Genomic DNA, 15,855 nt, shown 5'->3' with positions numbered 1-15,855 from the left:
CTATCTCCTATTCTGCCGCTTCGCGGACATGCCGCGGCGCAAAATCATCAGGGAAATGTTTAACTGCACTCATCACCGGAATTGGCGTCATCCCGCCCATCGCGCACAGTGAACCGTCAACCATCAATTCACACAGATCTTCAAGTAGAACCATGTTTTGATCATAGTCAGTGCCTGCTGCGATTTTATCGATCACCTCTTCGCCGCGCACCGCACCCACACGACATGGGGTGCACTTACCACAACTTTCTTCAGCACAAAACTCAAACGCATAGCGGGCTTGCGCCATCAAATCAGCTGTGTCGTCAAAAACAACAATTCCACCGTGGCCAACACCTGCGCCATTTTGTGCCATGACTTCATAGTCCATCGGCAATTCGAGCATTTGTTCAGGTAAATAGGCACCCAATGGGCCACCAATTTGCACGGTCTTAAAGGGTCGGCCTGTTCTTGTGCCGCCGCCATATTTATTGACCAGATCACCCAGTTTAACGCCAAACGCGGTTTCAAACAAACCGCCTTGTTTTATGTTACCCGCTAGCTGGAACGCCAAAGTGCCTTTTGAACGTCCCTGCCCGTATTCCGCATATGCGTCACCGCCATTGGCCAATATCCATGGCACTGCGCACAAGGACAAAACATTGTGCACAAGCGTTGGTTTGCCGAACAATCCCTCAAGCGCTGGTAACGGCGGCTTAGCACGCACCAAACCACGTTTTCCTTCAAGGCTTTCCAGCAAAGATGTTTCTTCGCCACAGATGTAAGCACCTGCACCAATGAACACGGTGAGATGGAATGCAATTCCCGATCCCAGCACGTCATCTCCGAGCAACTTGTTTGATTTAGCGACCTCAATCGCCTCATTGAGAATGCGCGCCGCAATCGGGTACTCAGACCTTAAGTAAATATAGCCTTTGGTTGCGCCAACGCCCAATCCAGCAATCACCATGCCCTCGATCAAGAGCAACGGATCGCCCTCCATAATCATGCGATCAGCAAATGTGCCGCTGTCGCCTTCATCGGCGTTGCAAACGATGTACTTTTGGTCTGCCTGCGCACCTTGCACAGTGTCCCATTTGATACCCGCCGGAAAACCCGCGCCACCGCGACCGCGTAATCCAGAAGTCTTGATGACTTCAACAATGTCGCTTTGTTCGAGTTTGATTGCGCGTTTAACGCCATCCAGCCCGCCATGCGCTTGATAATCAGAGAGTGAAAGTGGGTCCGTGATGCCGCATCGCGAAAAGGTCAGGCGCTGTTGGTCTTTCATGAATGGAAGGTTTGCAACAATCCCAACGGATTTCTCGTGATCTGCGCCCTCTAAAAAACCTGCATCAAAAAGCGACAAAACTTCTGATTGCTGTGTTGGCCCATAGCCAACACGTTGTCCCTCAACCTCAACCTCAATGAGCGGTTCAAGCCAATGCATGCCCCGAGAACCTGTGCGGACAATCTCAATATCCAAATCACGCGCAGCGGCTTCTCTAACAATCGCAGCCGCAACATCATCTGCGCCCAACGCAACAGCAGCGCTGTCGAGCGGCACAAAAATACGCTGTTTGCTCATGATACTACCTCGTCCGCAATTCGCTGCCCATCAACGCGTGCGATCAGCTTGCCATTCACCTCTGCTGCTGGCGCGCAAGAGCACAACCCTAGACAGTATACAGGTTCAATAGTGACAAAATCAGCAGCGTCCGTTTCACCCATCCTCACGGCAAAACGATTGAGCAGATCCTCCTCGATGGCGCGCGCACCAACAGACTGGCACGCCTCCGCAACGCAAAGACGAATATGATGTTGACCAGGCTTTTTGTCGCGAAAATCAGCATAAAAACTGATCACGCCACGCACTTCCGCCTGGCTAATGTTAAATAGTTCTGCCGCGATCCGAACGGTCTCGCTGGGCACGAACCCGCATCTTTCCTGTACATGGCGTAAGCCGGTGATTAGACCACCTGTTTCTCCAACATGACCGGAAAGAGCCTCCTGAATAATCTTTTCCATGCCCAATCGTTCCCTCAATGTGAGATCAAGGTCAAGCATGTTAATATAAATCTTTAGTCACAAAAATTGCCAACATGCCGACAGCACCCAACATTAGGCCCATTCAACATGCGCAATCAAGATATATTTTAAATATAAAATATCGTAACTTTTGTTCGAATTATTCTGGCAATGCCCGTTTTATTGCATCTCAGCTTGCGGTTTGAGCAAGCCAAAACGCTCGCGTAACGCAAACCGCCAATTCAGGATCACAGCCACAATCGCCAAACCGCCAGCAAGCCCCAGCCAAACGCCTACGCCACGCAATTCAGTGTGGAAGCCCAAATAATAGCCAATGGGTAACCCCATCAACCAATAGCCAAATATGGCGGCATACATGGGCACCTTGGTATCACTCAATCCACGTAATGATGCAGCGGCCATGGCCTGTGCACCATCAACAAGTTGAAAAAGACCGGCAACCGCCAAGTAAGATACAGCCAGACCAAAAACCGCTAAGTTTTCGGGTTGAGTTGGATCGATAAACAACGAAACAAACACGTTCGGAAACACCACAAAAAGTGCACATGTGATTGCCATAAAGCCCGTGCCAATAGCTATTGAAGTCCAGCCGGCAACACCTACGCCAAAGTTTGAGCCACGTCCGTATTGAAGCCCAACCCGAATGGTTGTTGCCTGTGAAAGACCAAGCGGCACCATGAAGGAAATGGATGCCAATTGAATGGCGATAAGATGTGCAGCCAACGCTTGCGTGCCCAACCAACCCATCATGATGGCAGCAACGCTGAACAAGCCCACCTCTGCCGTCAACATAAATCCAATGGGGGTTCCCACCCTGATGATTTCGAAAAACCGTGGCCAATCCGGCCGCCAAAAACGCAGCAACAATGCATAGTGCCGGTATTTTTGTCGTGTGAGTACGTAACCAAGTCCGAACAAGAATGTCACTGTATGCACAACAATTGTAGATATGCCCGCACCAGCCAGTTCTAACCGAGGCAAGCCAAAGTTACCAAACATCAGGCCATAGTTGCCAAAAGCGTTCACTACAATGCCGATCAGCGTCGCATAGAGAACAATACGAGTGTCGCCATGGGCCGACAAGAAACCGCGCAAGACGGTAAACAGCAAAAACGGATAAAATTGAAACGCGGCAAACTGCATATAGCCCTTGGCCAATGCGCCCAGCTTCGGGTCTTGCCCAAGAACTTCAAATATCCATTCAATTTGCAAAATAAAGGGCACGAGAATAGTGGCGAACATCAACGAGACCCAAAACCCCTGTCGCACGGTGCGGCGCACAGAGCGGTAGTCCTCCCGGCCAACTGCCTGTGCCATCAAAGGGGACACAGCTGTTGCAACGCCAATTCCAAAAATCAGGAACAAGAACATGATGGATGTAGCAAGCCCGCCCGCAGCCAAATGATCCGCGCTGAGCCAACTCATCATAATGACGTCAGTCGTGCCCAACCCGATTTGTGCCAATTGGGCCGCAATCAACGGCCATGCCAAAATCAAAGTCGTTTTTGCTTCGCGCAGCCAATCAGCACGCCCCGCCTGCACGTTTGTCGCGTCAGACATCATCTCACCTCATTACAAAACATCCCGGCAAGAGATTATTCGCCGACATTCGGTTCAAAACAAAAAACCCAATGCCAACCGCTGTAGAGCGATTACCGGCGCGATGAATTCGCGATTCTTGAAGCTAAGGTTTCACCGGTGTGACAATTTGGCAAGCGCTTCTTACCAGTCGATCAAAAATCGCGCTGGTGTGTAGCCAATTTGTCACCACAAACCTCAGTGCTCGTTTTGCGGCAAATCATCGGTAATCTCGTAGTAATCACCCTTTTCCGCCGTAAATATATGCATCGCCAATTTGGTGTCAGTCGGCTTATCAAATGCCCCCATGGACACACCAATCCAGTCTTTAAAAATCGCATCAAAAAACAAGGTCGAACCGCACATCAAGCAAAAGCCACGCCGCACCTTCTCAGAAGACTGAAACCAGCTGATGTTTTCTTCACCACTGATTTTTAGCGCATCTTCTTTGACGTCAGTCGACACGAGGTAATGCCCTGTTGATTTGCGACAAGCATCGCAGTGGCAAGCGTCTGGTGCCTTCAGTTCTTCAGTAACTTCAAATTCGACCGCGCCGCACAAGCAACTTCCAGTGTGCATATTCTTTCACCTTCTCAATAAGCAAACCCGCAAGAGCATAATCTTGCGGGTTTTTGAAATTCCATCTAGTGCAAACGCGCTACATGTTGGGGTAATTTGGCCCCTCACCGCCCTGCGGTGTTGCCCACGTAATGTTTTGTGCGGGATCCTTGATATCGCATGTTTTGCAATGCACACAGTTTTGGGCGTTGATCACAAACTTTGGACCAGTCCCATCTGTTTGCTCAACAACCTCATAAACTCCAGCCGGGCAATAGCGCTGCGCCGGCTCTGCAAATTCAATCAAATTTTTTGAAATCGGTAGGTTTGGATCAGCCAATTTTAGGTGGCACGGTTGTTCTTCAGCGTGATTGGTGAAACTAAAAGACACGTTGGTCAAACGATCAAAAGACAAGGTGCCATCCGGTTTTGGGTAGTCGATCTTTTGATGGTCTGCTGCGGGTTCTGTAGCCATCGCATCAGATTTTCCATGCGCCCACTTGCCAAACAAGGGTGCACCAAAAAGCGACGCGAACCACATGTCAGCACCAGCCAACATAGTACCCCAAACAGCGCCCAGCTTTGAACTCATGGGTTTGACGTTGCGCACTTTGTTGAGGTCTTTTGCGATCTCTCCAGTGCGTACTTCTGTTTCGTAGTCTGAAAGCTCATCACCTTGCCGCCCAGCCTTCAACGCCGCCGCCGCCGCATCTGCAGCCGCAATGCCGGACAACATGGCATTGTGATTGCCCTTCAGCCTAGCAAAGTTGAGCAAACCAGCAGAACAACCAAGCAGCGCTCCACCCGGAAATACCATTTTGGGCAGAGATTGCATGCCGCCGCTCGCGATTACGCGAGCGCCATAGGCTGTACGACGACCGCCTTCCAAAAGCGCTGCAACCTGCGGATGGTGTTTGAATTGCTGGAATGCCATATAGGGGAAGACATAAGGATTTTTATAATCCAAATGCACAGTAAAGCCGACGTAAACTTGATTGTCTTCAAGGTGATAGATGAACGAACCACCACCGGCTTCGCCTCCTAGTGGCCAGCCCATTGCGTGCTCAACATGGCCCAATTTATGCTTGGAGGGGTCAATTTCCCAAATCTCTTTCATGCCCAAGCCGAACTTAGGATAGTCTGCTTCCTGATCAAGGCTGTATTTAGCGATTACTTGTTTGGACAATGAGCCCCGAGCACCTTCACTCAGCATCACATATTTGCCGCGCAACTCCATGCCCGGCTCATAGCTTGACCCGGGTGCACCATCTGGATTCAAGCCAAATTCACCCGCAACCACGCCCACCAACTCGCCATTGTCGCCGTAAACCAACTCAGAAGCCGCAAAGCCGGGGAATACCTCAACGCCAATCGCTTCGGCCTGCTCGGCCAACCAACGACACACATTGCCCATGGACACGATGTAACAACCTTTGTTGGACAAAAGCGGTGGCATCAAAATGTGGGGAATGGAAAAGCCACCTTTTTCAGAAAAGATGTTGAAATGATCTGTGGTCACTTCAGTTTTGAGCGGCGCGCCCTTCTCTTTCCAATCAGGAATAAGCTTGTTCAAGCCCACCGGGTCAAGTATGGCACCAGAAAGAATATGAGCACCAACTTCGGAGCCTTTTTCCAGCACAACAACCGAGATGTCGTCGCCACCAATTTGTTTGAGCCGGATCGCCGCGGACAAGCCAGCAGGGCCTGCTCCAACAATCACAACATCATATTCCATGGATTCACGCGCGACTTCGGACATCCCATTTCCTCTCAAATGCTCAAAAACGGCTCGCACAAAACGAGCCGTTCCATTTTCTGATTTGCCGATGTTTTAAACACAAAATTGATTTGTGCAAAATCAGCATTTCGCATCATACGACAAGTCCGTCGCATGATTAGCGCAACGAGCCTAGATTTTGGCTGCAGTAATCATAATTTCAACAAAGAACTCTGGCGCGGCCAATTTGCTTTCGCCAGTTGCACGAGCTGGTGGGTTCGCTGGGTCAATCCAAGCATCCCAAACCCTATTCATCGCACCAAAATGAGCCATATCAGACAACCAAATTTCAGCTTTAAGAACGTTTGACTTGTTGGTGCCGGCCTCGGCCAACAATGCGTCAACATTGTCCAAGATTGTTTTGGTTTGGGCAGCAACGTCATCGCCCAAATTGCCAACCTGACCAGACAAATAGACCATATCCCCAAACACAACAGCTTGGCTCATCCGTGGACCGGGATTAATACGTTTAATGCTCATTTGATTTCCTATTGTTGTAGCGCCGCCCGATTGGGTGACAAATCTTTGATTAGTTGTTCATCCGCAAAATCTGGCAGGTCATCGCCCTGCACCATTCGGGCCGCCAATAGCGACAAAGCAGGTGCTGTTTGGATGCCATATCCACCCTGTCCTGCCAACCAGAAAAATCCCTCAACCGATTTTGCAAATCCGCACACCGGAGTCTTATCCGACGCAAAAACCCGCAATCCGGCCCAACTGCTATCGACACGCGTGACGTCGTAAGTTGTTGCTTCTGAAAATCGAAACAAGCCTTCCGCCAAAACCATATCATCCACAAACACATCATGAGGTGGCACAATGTCTTCATCAGCAGGTGACACCAGAAAACTACCCGCATCTGGTTTCATGTACCAATCTTCTGACGCACTCAAAAGCATTGGCCAACCGTGCGAAACATCCGGATGTGACGACGGCAAAGTCGCGATTGTACGCCGCTTTGATTTTAAGCCAACTGGGGGTGCACGAAAGATTATGGCAATCTCGTCGGCCCAAGCTCCGGCCGCATTCACAACTGTCTTAGCCTGAAATTGGCCCTTCACCGTTTCCACGTGCCACATGCCATCAACGTAATTTGCGTCACTAACTTGCGCATCACAAATCACCTGGGCACCCAGCTTTTTTGCCTGCTTCAACCAGCCATAATGTAGCGCAGCCACGTCTAGGTCTTTTGCTTCTCTCTCGAGTCCTGCAGCCACACATTTTGACACATCAAGTATTGGGACAATCTGCGCGGCTTCCTCGGGAGTCAGCGGGTCAATATCATCCGCTCCTGCCATGAGTTCATCAAATTCCGCCTTTGAAGATTGACTTGCTACATGCAGCACGCCCCGATTAGACAAAACCGAGTTTGGAAAGAACTCTACCGGCAAATCCTGAAACATGTCCCAAGAAGCTTTATTGAGTTTCTTGATCGCATCATTGCCATAGTTCATGGCAAACATCGCAGCGGAGCGACCTGTGGAATGGTAGCCCGGACGCGCCTCCATATCCAACACGACCACTGAATTTGACTGCGCCAATTGCGCAGAAATGCCCGCGCCGGCTATGCCTGCACCAATCACCAAAACATCAACTTGCCGAACCATCAAATCAACTCTTTTTCAGACTCATTGTTCAAATGGTGCACAGCATTGGGCGGCAATTGCAAGCCTGAATCAACAGTTTAAGCTCTTGATTCCAGTTTTGCAGAAACAACAGCAAACCATTGCAATCAAACTATCTTCCCAATGCATAGCCCTGCATGAACCGAGCATTTGCACCCGCGCGCAAATATCCCCCAGTTTTGGACGCAGCTGTCATGCGACCAAGCGTCCAGTCGCCATCAACCTGCAGTTTATGCCCTTTGCGCTTCAACTCCTCAACAGTGGATTGGCCAAAACGCCCCTCAACAACAAGGTGCCCTGCATCGGCTTCGCGCGGATAAAACGAACTGGTGACATGGTTGGTGTGGAAACCTGGTGCATCAATTGCTTCCTGCAGATTTTGCCCAAAATGCACATAACGCAAGAAATGGTGCAAAGACCACTGATCTTGCTGGTCGCCACCCGGCGTTCCAAAGATCATTTCTGACGACCCATCTTTCATTGCCATGGAAACAGACAATGTTGTACGCGGCCTTTTGCCCGGCGCAATGCAGGACGCAGAGCGCTCATCCAGCCAAAACATTTGCGCGCGGTTGGTCAAACAAAACCCAAGTTCAGGCACAACGGGGGAACTTTGCAGCCAACCACCACTTGGCGTTGCGGTGACCATATTGCCCCACCGATCAATGATATCCAGATGACACGTATCACCCTTGGTGCGCCCGTCGCTTCCGGTTGGCAATTCGTCAAAACGCGCAACAGTAGGCTCACCCATATCCTTGTTTTGGCGGCCCTCCGGCGTCTCGCCTTTGGGACGATCAACCAACGGCCCGCCAAATCCTTCAACGCGGCCGGGACGCTGATCAAACGAAGCGGTTTCACCAATCAGCTTGCGCCGCTGATCATTATAGTCGTCACTCAATAGCGTCGCCATCGGCACGTCGACGAAATTGGGGTCTCCATAGAAGCGTTCGCGATCCGCAAATGCTAGTTTGGTTGCCTCTGCCACAAGATGCACAAAATTCGGATCGGTGGGAGACAACCCATCCAAATCAAATCCCTTAAGCAATGCCAATTGCTGCAAAAACGTTGGCCCCTGCCCCCATGGACCAGTTTTGAGCACCTCATAGCCCTTATACGAGTAGCTTAGAGGCTCCTCATAACTGGCGTGCCAATTCGCCATATCTTGCCCAGTCAACAGGCCGCCATTTCGTTGGCCCGAAGTATCCATAAATTCGTTTTCACGGAAAAAACTGTCGATCGCCTCGGCAACAAAACCTTCGCGCCAGATCTTACGTGCATTTTCAATCTGGCGGTCACGACTTCCGCCAATGCTCTCGGCTTCTTCAATAATCCGCAGATATGTTGCGGCAATTGCTGGATTGGCAAATCGACCACCAACTTTTGGCACTGCACCGTTGGGCAAATACACTTGTGCAGAGGTGTTCCAATGCTCATCAAAGAGCTGCTTAACGTTGCCAATGGTGCCAGCGATGTTTGGCAGAACAGGGACACCATTTTGCGCGTAAGATATGGCATAAGACAGCACGTCACGAACATGCAATGTGCCGTAGTCGAGCAACATCATCATCCATGCATCAAAAGCGCCAGGCACTACAGCGGATAACAACCCACTGCCCGGCACAATATTGAGGTCAAGCGATCTATAAGCGTCTAGAGTGGCATTTGCTGGGGCAACGCCCTGCCCACACACAACCCTTGGCGCCTCGCCATGCTTTGCAATCAGCATAGGAACTTCACCACCTGGACCGTTTAAATGCGGCTCAACAATTTGCAAAGTAAACCCGGTCGCAACAGCCGCGTCAAAAGCGTTTCCGCCCCGTTCCAGCACGGACATCCCCACACCCGAAGCAATCCAGTGCGTAGACGCCACAACGCCAAAGTCACCCAATATTTCTGGTCTGGTTGTAAAATTCCGCATGTGCCTCTCCCTTGCTGCAACTGGCGACATTAAGGGTAAAACTGAATTATTCAAGGAATGGTTGTACCAATTTCACATTGAATCCAAAATCGCAATGCAATAGCACATGCCGCCAACCAATTGTGCGTAAAACTTTTGTGGCATTAGCTATTGATTTCTGTGGGTTTTCCGCGCTTAAACTCACGTCAGCAAAAAATTGGTTGGGACAAGAATTGGCAAAACTAGCAAAAAAAGCACCTCGCAATCCACAGAAAACAGGCAAGCCAGCGCCAACCGTGCGCGCTTATGAGGGCGTTGTTGCCAAAATTCGGTTGCTAATCGAACAAGACAATCTTGGCCCCGGCGATATCCTACCCCCAGAACGCCAATTATCACAAAGATTCAAAGTATCCCGCCACTCCTTGCGCGAGGCCATTCGCGTGCTGCAAGAACAAGGTGTATTGGCTGCCCGACAAGGCAGCGGAAACTATATTCAGGCCGCTAGCCAAGCGGACTTGGTCCGAGCACTCGGGTTTTCAACAAAAGGGAGCACACGAAAGCTCTTTGATCTGTTTCAAATGCGCGAAATGCTGGAGCCACAAATTGCAGGACTAGCAGCGAGATTTGCGACAAAAGAACAACTGGATATCATTAAGGGGTACGCCACTTTGGTGGAACAAACCGAAGATTTCCTCGAGGGACAAAAGCACGATCAAGCTTTTCATGAAGCCATTGCTGCTGCCACGGGCAACGAATTGCTATTTAACGTGCTACGCGAGATCAACAAAAGCATGCTGCCAACCGCAACGTCACCAGTTGAACGGCATCGCCGTGACCAGATTTCAAATCATGGACACAAACGCATTGTTGCGGCCATAGAGGCCAAAGACAGCATTGCTGCAACAGAAGCGATGCGGCTGCATATTTCCGAAATCAAGTCAGAAGTGATTTAGCCAATCCGATCACAATCGAATTGGCTAAATTTTGTTAGACGACTGCGCGCAAATTGCGCAGTGGTCGGCCCGTAACAAGGTTTTGCGCTACGGAAACAATGGTGTCTGCATCAATGCCATAGTGACTGTATAGATCACTAACTGTTCCCGTTTGCCCAAAGTGCTCTACGCCCAAAGGAATAGTTTCGTGACCAGCAACCGCGCCCAACCAACTCAAAGTTGCCGGGTGGCCGTCTGTCACAGTAATTATCTTACAGTGCGGTGGCAGTTCAGCCAGCATCCGTTCAATGTGTGACATCGCGCCAACATTCCCACGACGACGGGCCCGTTGCGCAGCGGTCCAACCCGCATTTAGCCGATCCGCGGAGGTGCAAGCGAGCACGCCAATGTCTCGGCGGTCTTCGCCAATGCGGCCTGCAGCCTCAAGTGCCTCTGGGGCAACAACACCTTGATAGGCAATCACAACATCGCAGTTAGCGCCAGGCTTGCGCCACCAATATGCCCCATCAATAACACCTTGTTTGAACTCTTCATCTTCGCGCCAAATGGGCTGTTCCAATGGACGTGTCGACAGGCGCATATAGATGGATCCACCCGTTTCATCACGAAGCCACGTGCGTTCGTCTGGGTCGCCTTCGCCATCGCGCTGCATATAGTCAAACGCCCAATTCATCACAACGGACAATTCGTCCAAATAGGCGGGTTCGAACGCGGCCAAACCATCCTGGCTCATCCCAATCAGTTGCGACCCAATCGATTGGTGCGCACCGCCTTCCGGCGCAAGCGTAATCCCGGATGGTGTACCCACTATCATAAAGCGACTGTCTTGGTAACAAGCGTAGTTCAATGCATCCAAGCCACGGGCAACAAATGGATCGTATACCGTGCCAATTGGCAACAAGCGCTCGCCAAAGATGGAATGAGACAGACCAGCAGCACCAAGCATCAAGAACAGGTTCATTTCCGCAATGCCCAACTCAATATGCTGACCATCTGGTGAAAACTGCCATTTCTGTGCCGAAGGAATGGCCTCATCTTTAAACGTGTCCTGCAACACTTTGCGGTCAAACAAGCCTTTGCGGTTTACCCAACCACCAATATTGGTAGACACCGTCACATCAGGCGATGTGGTAATAATGCGCTCAGAAAGCTTGTCGTCTCGTTTGCCAATAGCATCCAGGATTTTGCCAAAACCCGCTTGCGTTGATTGCATGCGGTCTGTCAATTTCACCGGTTCACCAACAGGAACGGCGTCGGCATTGAAACGGCGTGTGCCTTTAGAAAAGAAAGTAACCTGATCCAAAAACGCCTGTGTTTTCTTTTCGTCGGCAATCGCACCAAACTTTTCCCACTCATCGCCGGTGTCAACACCAACATTTTTGCGTAAAATTTCCATTTGCGTGGGTGTCATCAAACCAGCATGATTGTCTTTATGCCCGGCCAGTGGCGTGCCCCAGCCTTTAATGGTGTAGGAAAGGAACATCGTAGGTTTATCATGATCAATGCTTTCAAACGCATCAACCAAAGTTTCCATGCACTGACCACCAAGGTTGTTCATTAGGGCTGAAAGTTCGTCGTCTGAACGCCTTTCAATAAGGGCCGTTACATCGCCCTGATCGCCAATTTGATCCAGCAAACGCTTGCGCCACGCAGCACCGCCTTGAAAGGTTAGTGCCGAGTAGAGTTGGTTCGGGCAATTATCGATCCAATCCCGCAATTTGTCGCCACCTGGCTCCGCAAATGCAGCGCGCTGCAACGAACCGTGCTTAATGCGCACAACTTCCCAGCCAAAAGCTTTAAAGATCGTCTCAAGACGCTCCCAAAGCCCTTCCTTGATCACCCCATCAAGGCTTTGGCGATTGTAATCGATGATCCACCAGACGTTGCGAACATCATGTTTCCAACCCTCTTGAAGGCACTCAAAAATATTGCCCTCATCCATTTCGGCGTCGCCGATCAGCGAAATCATCCGGCCCATGGGCTTGTCTTTCGCCCATTTTTTGGCCTGCAGATAATCCTGAATCATTGAAGCGAACGCAGTAATACCTACCCCTAGGCCAACTGAACCTGTTGAAAAATCAACATCATCAATGTCTTTTGTGCGACTTGGATAGCTTTGCACGCCGCCAAAACCACGAAAGTTTTCCATTTTCTCACGGGTTTGATTGCCCATGAGATATTGAATAGCATGGAAGATCGGCGATGCATGCGGCTTAACAGCAACACGATCTTCCGGTTTCAAGACATGAAAATAGAGCGCCGTCATGATCGAAACAATTGAGGCCGACGATGCTTGGTGGCCGCCCACTTTTACGTCACCGTCGTCTTTTTTTCGCAAATGGTTCGCATTATGGATCATCCAACACGCGAGCCAGAGCACTTGGTTTTCCAACTGTTTAAGCTGCTCAATATCTTTTTTCATGGCGGTTCTCTCTTGGAGCATTTGTGACGAATTTTGTGCACGCCAATGCAATCGCGCACCAGCTCACTCTAAAGTTGTCAGACATCTTACATAAAAACAAAACAAGGGCAAGTCGTTGACCCTCAAAAGTGCACCCTGAACAGGCGGTGCAACCCGCGCAATTTGCGCAAATTGCACCCCGTCCAGAGGAGCCGTTAAGCGACTTTTTCTTCTGCCACAGGCAGTGCTTGCATCAGATCTGCAATAATGTCATCTGGCTCTTCAAGGCCAACAGACATGCGGACCAAACCCTCACTGATCAAGTGCTTTGCCCGCTCTTCAGGCGTATAGGTTGAGTGCGTCATACTTGCAGGATGTTGGATCAGCGTTTCAGCGTCGCCAAGGCTCACCGCGCGCTTGATCATTTTGAGCTGGTTCATTGTTGACTTACCTGCCTCAATTCCACCAACTACTTCAAAAGCAATCATGCCGCCAAAGTCTTTCATGGTCCGCTTTGCAAGTTCGTGCTGCGGAAAGCTCTCTAGGCCCGGGAAGTAAACCTCTGACACCATTGGGTGCGCTTCAAGCGCACGCGCCACTTTCATGGCATTGGCGCAATGGCGTTCCATGCGCAATTGCAATGTCTTAATGCCGCGCAAAATCAACATCGCATTGAATGGCGCCATAACTGCACCTGTCATATCTTTCATGCCCACGACACGAATTTGGGTGATATCTTCAAGTGAACCTGCAACCATGCCTGCAATCACGTCACCATGACCACCCAAATATTTGGTCGCAGAATGCACAACGATATCGGCACCCATCTCAATTGGGCGCATCAAATAGGGTGTGGTGTAGGTGCTATCAACAACAACCTTTGCGCCATGTTCATGTGCAATATCAGAAACAGCGGCCACATCGACCAAACGCATATTCGGGTTTGCAACTGTTTCAAAGTAAACGATTTTCGTTTTGTCGCTGATTGCAGCCCGCACGTTTTCGGGATTGGTCATATCCACATGAGTGATTTTAATTCCGAACTTGGCCAAACCATGCGTGAAGAAAGCAAAGGTGCACCCGTAAAGGGTTTCGTCGCAAATCAACTCATCACCTGGCGCAAGAAACGTCCACATCACAGATGTGATGGAACCCATGCCCGACGCGTTGGCCAAAGCCGCCTCAGCGCCCTCTAAGATGGCAATACGGCGCTCTAGCAAGTCACAGGTTGGATTGGAGATACGCGAATAAACATGACCCGGCTGCTCACCAGCAAAGATGTTGCCACCGTGCTCCGCACTTTCAAACGCGAACGTAGAAGTGAGGTGAAGCGGTGGCGTGAGTGCACCCTCTTCATCTAGTGGATCATAACCGTGATGAATCGCTCTTGTCGAAAACCCTAGCGGGCGACCCAATGCATCATCTTTCATTTCGCGTACCTCCAAAACAGTGACATGGCGGCAACTGCGCCATCCTTAACTTTTATAATACTGCTTTTCGAAGGGAATTTTCTGGCTTTGTTTGCCTAAGAACTATGCTAGATTGGCAGAATATTGCTCAATGGAGATAAAATTGGACAAAACCGACCAAAAGATCATTCGTCAATTGCAAGCCAATGGTCGCCTAACCAATCAAGAGCTGGCAGAACGGGTAAATCTGTCGCCTTCCCCTTGTCTACGGCGACTGAAGAACCTTGAAAAAAGTGGCATAATCAAAGGCTATTGCGCCATTGTCGACCAAAACGACTATGGACTGCCAGTTACTGTTTTTGTGAGAATCAAACTGCAGCATCATACTGAAGATGCCGTCAAAGGCTTCGAGCACGCCATTCAAACAATTGACGAAATCCTTGAATGCCATCTCATGACCGGTGATTGGGACTATTTGATGCGCGTTGTGGTGGCCAGTCTTGAAGACTATGAACGGTTCACCCGCAAAAAGGTCCATAAAATCCCAGGCGTCGCAGCAATTGAAACGAGCTTTGCCTACGGCGAGGTCAAACGGATCAATGTGTTCCCAGCGGTTTAGAGTTAGTATCTAGGCGCCAAAATCAGCGATTTAAGGTTGGCATCTGATCGCGCGGTATGATTGCACCGGGAAACTGGATCACCCGCGCGGCAAGTTGTTGACCCGCCTTCGCACTCTCTTGAAGACTGGCACCCGCTAGCCGCGCCGCCAGCAATCCAGCACTGAAACTGTCACCAGCAGCAGTCGCATCAATTACTCTTGCAACAGTATCAAACTCAATGCTGTCTGTATTTCCATCAGCGTAAACAGTGATGCGGGCCGCCCCGTCCGTTACCACTAAGGCTGCCTCACCAAGTTCCGAAAGCCGTTCAATAGTTTGCGTAACAGTTTTCGTATCAAACACCGCCGCTCCCTCATCTTGCCCGATTTTTACAATTGTTGAAGCAGCAATCACCCGCCCCATCAAAGATGGCACATTGACGTGGGGTGAATGGCTTTGCCAAAGATGGGGGCGATAGTTCACGTCGAACATCACCTCCAGCCCCCTAGATGCAAAAGTTTCAATGACATCAAGCAATCGCGCACGCCCATCGTCACTAAGAACCGCCAAGGTAATGCCCGATAAATAAAGCACGTCAAAGTCGAATAGAAATTCAACTTCTCGATCAGCGAATTCCCCCGTCAGCAGGTGCCGGACAGCAGCTTCGCTACGCCAATAGGTAAATGATCGTTCTCCCACACTGTCGGTGCTAATGGCATAAAGTCCTGGCGTACCAGCTTCTGTTTGCGCATATGGCGAAAGAAACACCCGCTCATCATCCAATGCGGTTGCCAAGTTGCGCGCAAATGGCCCCTGCCCCAGGCGGGTCAAATACCCAACTTTGGCAGCTTCGCCCAACAATCGCGACAGATAAATCGCCGTATTCGCGGTGTCGCCACCAAAGCCAAATCTGGCAGAACCATTCGGTTGCAGGCCGGACAACTCCAACATAACTTCGCCGACACATACAACTGATTTTGCCACAGGTATTCTCCGCACTTGCTTGCTCGTTTCCTAGCGCAATCTA

The 15,855-nt window shown here is 50.2% G+C and carries 13 protein-coding genes; 2 read left to right on the top strand and 11 right to left on the bottom strand.

Annotated elements, in window-relative coordinates:
* Positions 1 to 7: 7 nt before the first annotated feature.
* The 8 genes from O4H47_RS09290 to O4H47_RS09255 all read right to left on the bottom strand — a co-directional run bounded on the left by O4H47_RS09290 (position 8) and on the right by O4H47_RS09255 (position 9,487).
* Positions 8 to 1,567 carry a formate dehydrogenase beta subunit gene (locus O4H47_RS09290; protein ID WP_269393705.1) on the bottom strand — a complete coding sequence of 520 codons (1,560 nt, stop codon included), beginning with the start codon at positions 1,565 to 1,567 and terminating at the stop codon, positions 8 to 10.
* A complete protein-coding gene (locus O4H47_RS09285; RefSeq protein ID WP_269393704.1) occupies positions 1,564 to 2,007 on the bottom strand; it encodes an NAD(P)H-dependent oxidoreductase subunit E in 444 nt (147 codons plus the stop codon). Before O4H47_RS09285 ends, O4H47_RS09290 begins: the two co-directional genes overlap by 4 nt.
* Before the next feature lie 180 nt (positions 2,008 to 2,187).
* Positions 2,188 to 3,588, bottom strand: a complete 1,401-nt coding sequence (locus O4H47_RS09280; protein WP_269393703.1) for an MATE family efflux transporter — start codon at positions 3,586 to 3,588, stop codon at positions 2,188 to 2,190.
* A 216-nt stretch (positions 3,589 to 3,804) separates the two neighbouring features.
* On the bottom strand, positions 3,805 to 4,185 hold the full coding sequence (locus tag O4H47_RS09275; RefSeq protein WP_269393702.1) for a GFA family protein: 381 nt from the start codon (positions 4,183 to 4,185) through the stop codon (positions 3,805 to 3,807).
* Positions 4,186 to 4,264: 79 nt separating this feature from the next.
* Positions 4,265 to 5,923 (bottom strand): electron transfer flavoprotein-ubiquinone oxidoreductase, encoded by a 1,659-nt coding sequence (locus O4H47_RS09270; RefSeq protein WP_269393701.1) that lies wholly within the window; start codon positions 5,921 to 5,923, stop codon positions 4,265 to 4,267.
* Between the two features lie 150 nt (positions 5,924 to 6,073).
* Complete coding sequence (locus O4H47_RS09265; protein WP_269393700.1) at positions 6,074 to 6,421, bottom strand: RidA family protein; 348 nt, start codon at positions 6,419 to 6,421, stop codon at positions 6,074 to 6,076.
* Positions 6,422 to 6,429: 8 nt separating this feature from the next.
* Entirely contained in the window at positions 6,430 to 7,548 is a 1,119-nt protein-coding gene (locus tag O4H47_RS09260; RefSeq protein ID WP_269393699.1) for an NAD(P)/FAD-dependent oxidoreductase, read from the bottom strand.
* Positions 7,549 to 7,678: 130 nt separating this feature from the next.
* Complete coding sequence (locus O4H47_RS09255; protein WP_269393698.1) at positions 7,679 to 9,487, bottom strand: gamma-glutamyltransferase family protein; 1,809 nt, start codon at positions 9,485 to 9,487, stop codon at positions 7,679 to 7,681.
* Positions 9,488 to 9,699: 212 nt separating this feature from the next.
* Between O4H47_RS09255 and O4H47_RS09250 the strand changes: the two genes are divergently transcribed.
* Positions 9,700 to 10,419: a FadR/GntR family transcriptional regulator gene (locus tag O4H47_RS09250; protein ID WP_269393697.1), complete on the top strand. Its 720-nt coding sequence runs from the start codon at positions 9,700 to 9,702 to the stop codon at positions 10,417 to 10,419.
* A 34-nt stretch (positions 10,420 to 10,453) separates the two neighbouring features.
* On the opposite strand, the gene O4H47_RS09245 is transcribed toward O4H47_RS09250, so the two are convergent.
* Together O4H47_RS09245 and O4H47_RS09240 are read right to left on the bottom strand one after the other, a co-directional pair.
* Positions 10,454 to 12,841 carry a 1-deoxy-D-xylulose-5-phosphate synthase N-terminal domain-containing protein gene (locus O4H47_RS09245; protein WP_269393696.1) on the bottom strand — a complete coding sequence of 796 codons (2,388 nt, stop codon included), beginning with the start codon at positions 12,839 to 12,841 and terminating at the stop codon, positions 10,454 to 10,456.
* Positions 12,842 to 13,035: 194 nt separating this feature from the next.
* Positions 13,036 to 14,250, bottom strand: a complete 1,215-nt coding sequence (locus tag O4H47_RS09240) for a methionine gamma-lyase (protein ID WP_269393695.1) — start codon at positions 14,248 to 14,250, stop codon at positions 13,036 to 13,038.
* A 142-nt stretch (positions 14,251 to 14,392) separates the two neighbouring features.
* Here O4H47_RS09240 and O4H47_RS09235 point away from each other — a divergent pair, with 142 nt between their 5' ends.
* Positions 14,393 to 14,848 (top strand): Lrp/AsnC family transcriptional regulator, encoded by a 456-nt coding sequence (locus O4H47_RS09235; RefSeq protein ID WP_269393694.1) that lies wholly within the window; start codon positions 14,393 to 14,395, stop codon positions 14,846 to 14,848.
* 22 nt (positions 14,849 to 14,870) lie between these two features.
* Here the strand turns inward: O4H47_RS09235 and O4H47_RS09230 are convergent, their stop codons facing one another.
* Entirely contained in the window at positions 14,871 to 15,812 is a 942-nt protein-coding gene (locus O4H47_RS09230; RefSeq protein WP_269393693.1) for a sugar kinase, read from the bottom strand.
* Positions 15,813 to 15,855 lie beyond the last annotated feature (43 nt).

Source organism: Maritalea porphyrae (assembly GCF_027213965.1).
GTDB lineage: Bacteria > Pseudomonadota > Alphaproteobacteria > Rhizobiales > Devosiaceae > Maritalea > Maritalea porphyrae_A.
The sequence above is the reverse complement of the archived record's forward strand: the minus strand, read 5'-3'. Positions and strand labels throughout refer to the sequence as shown.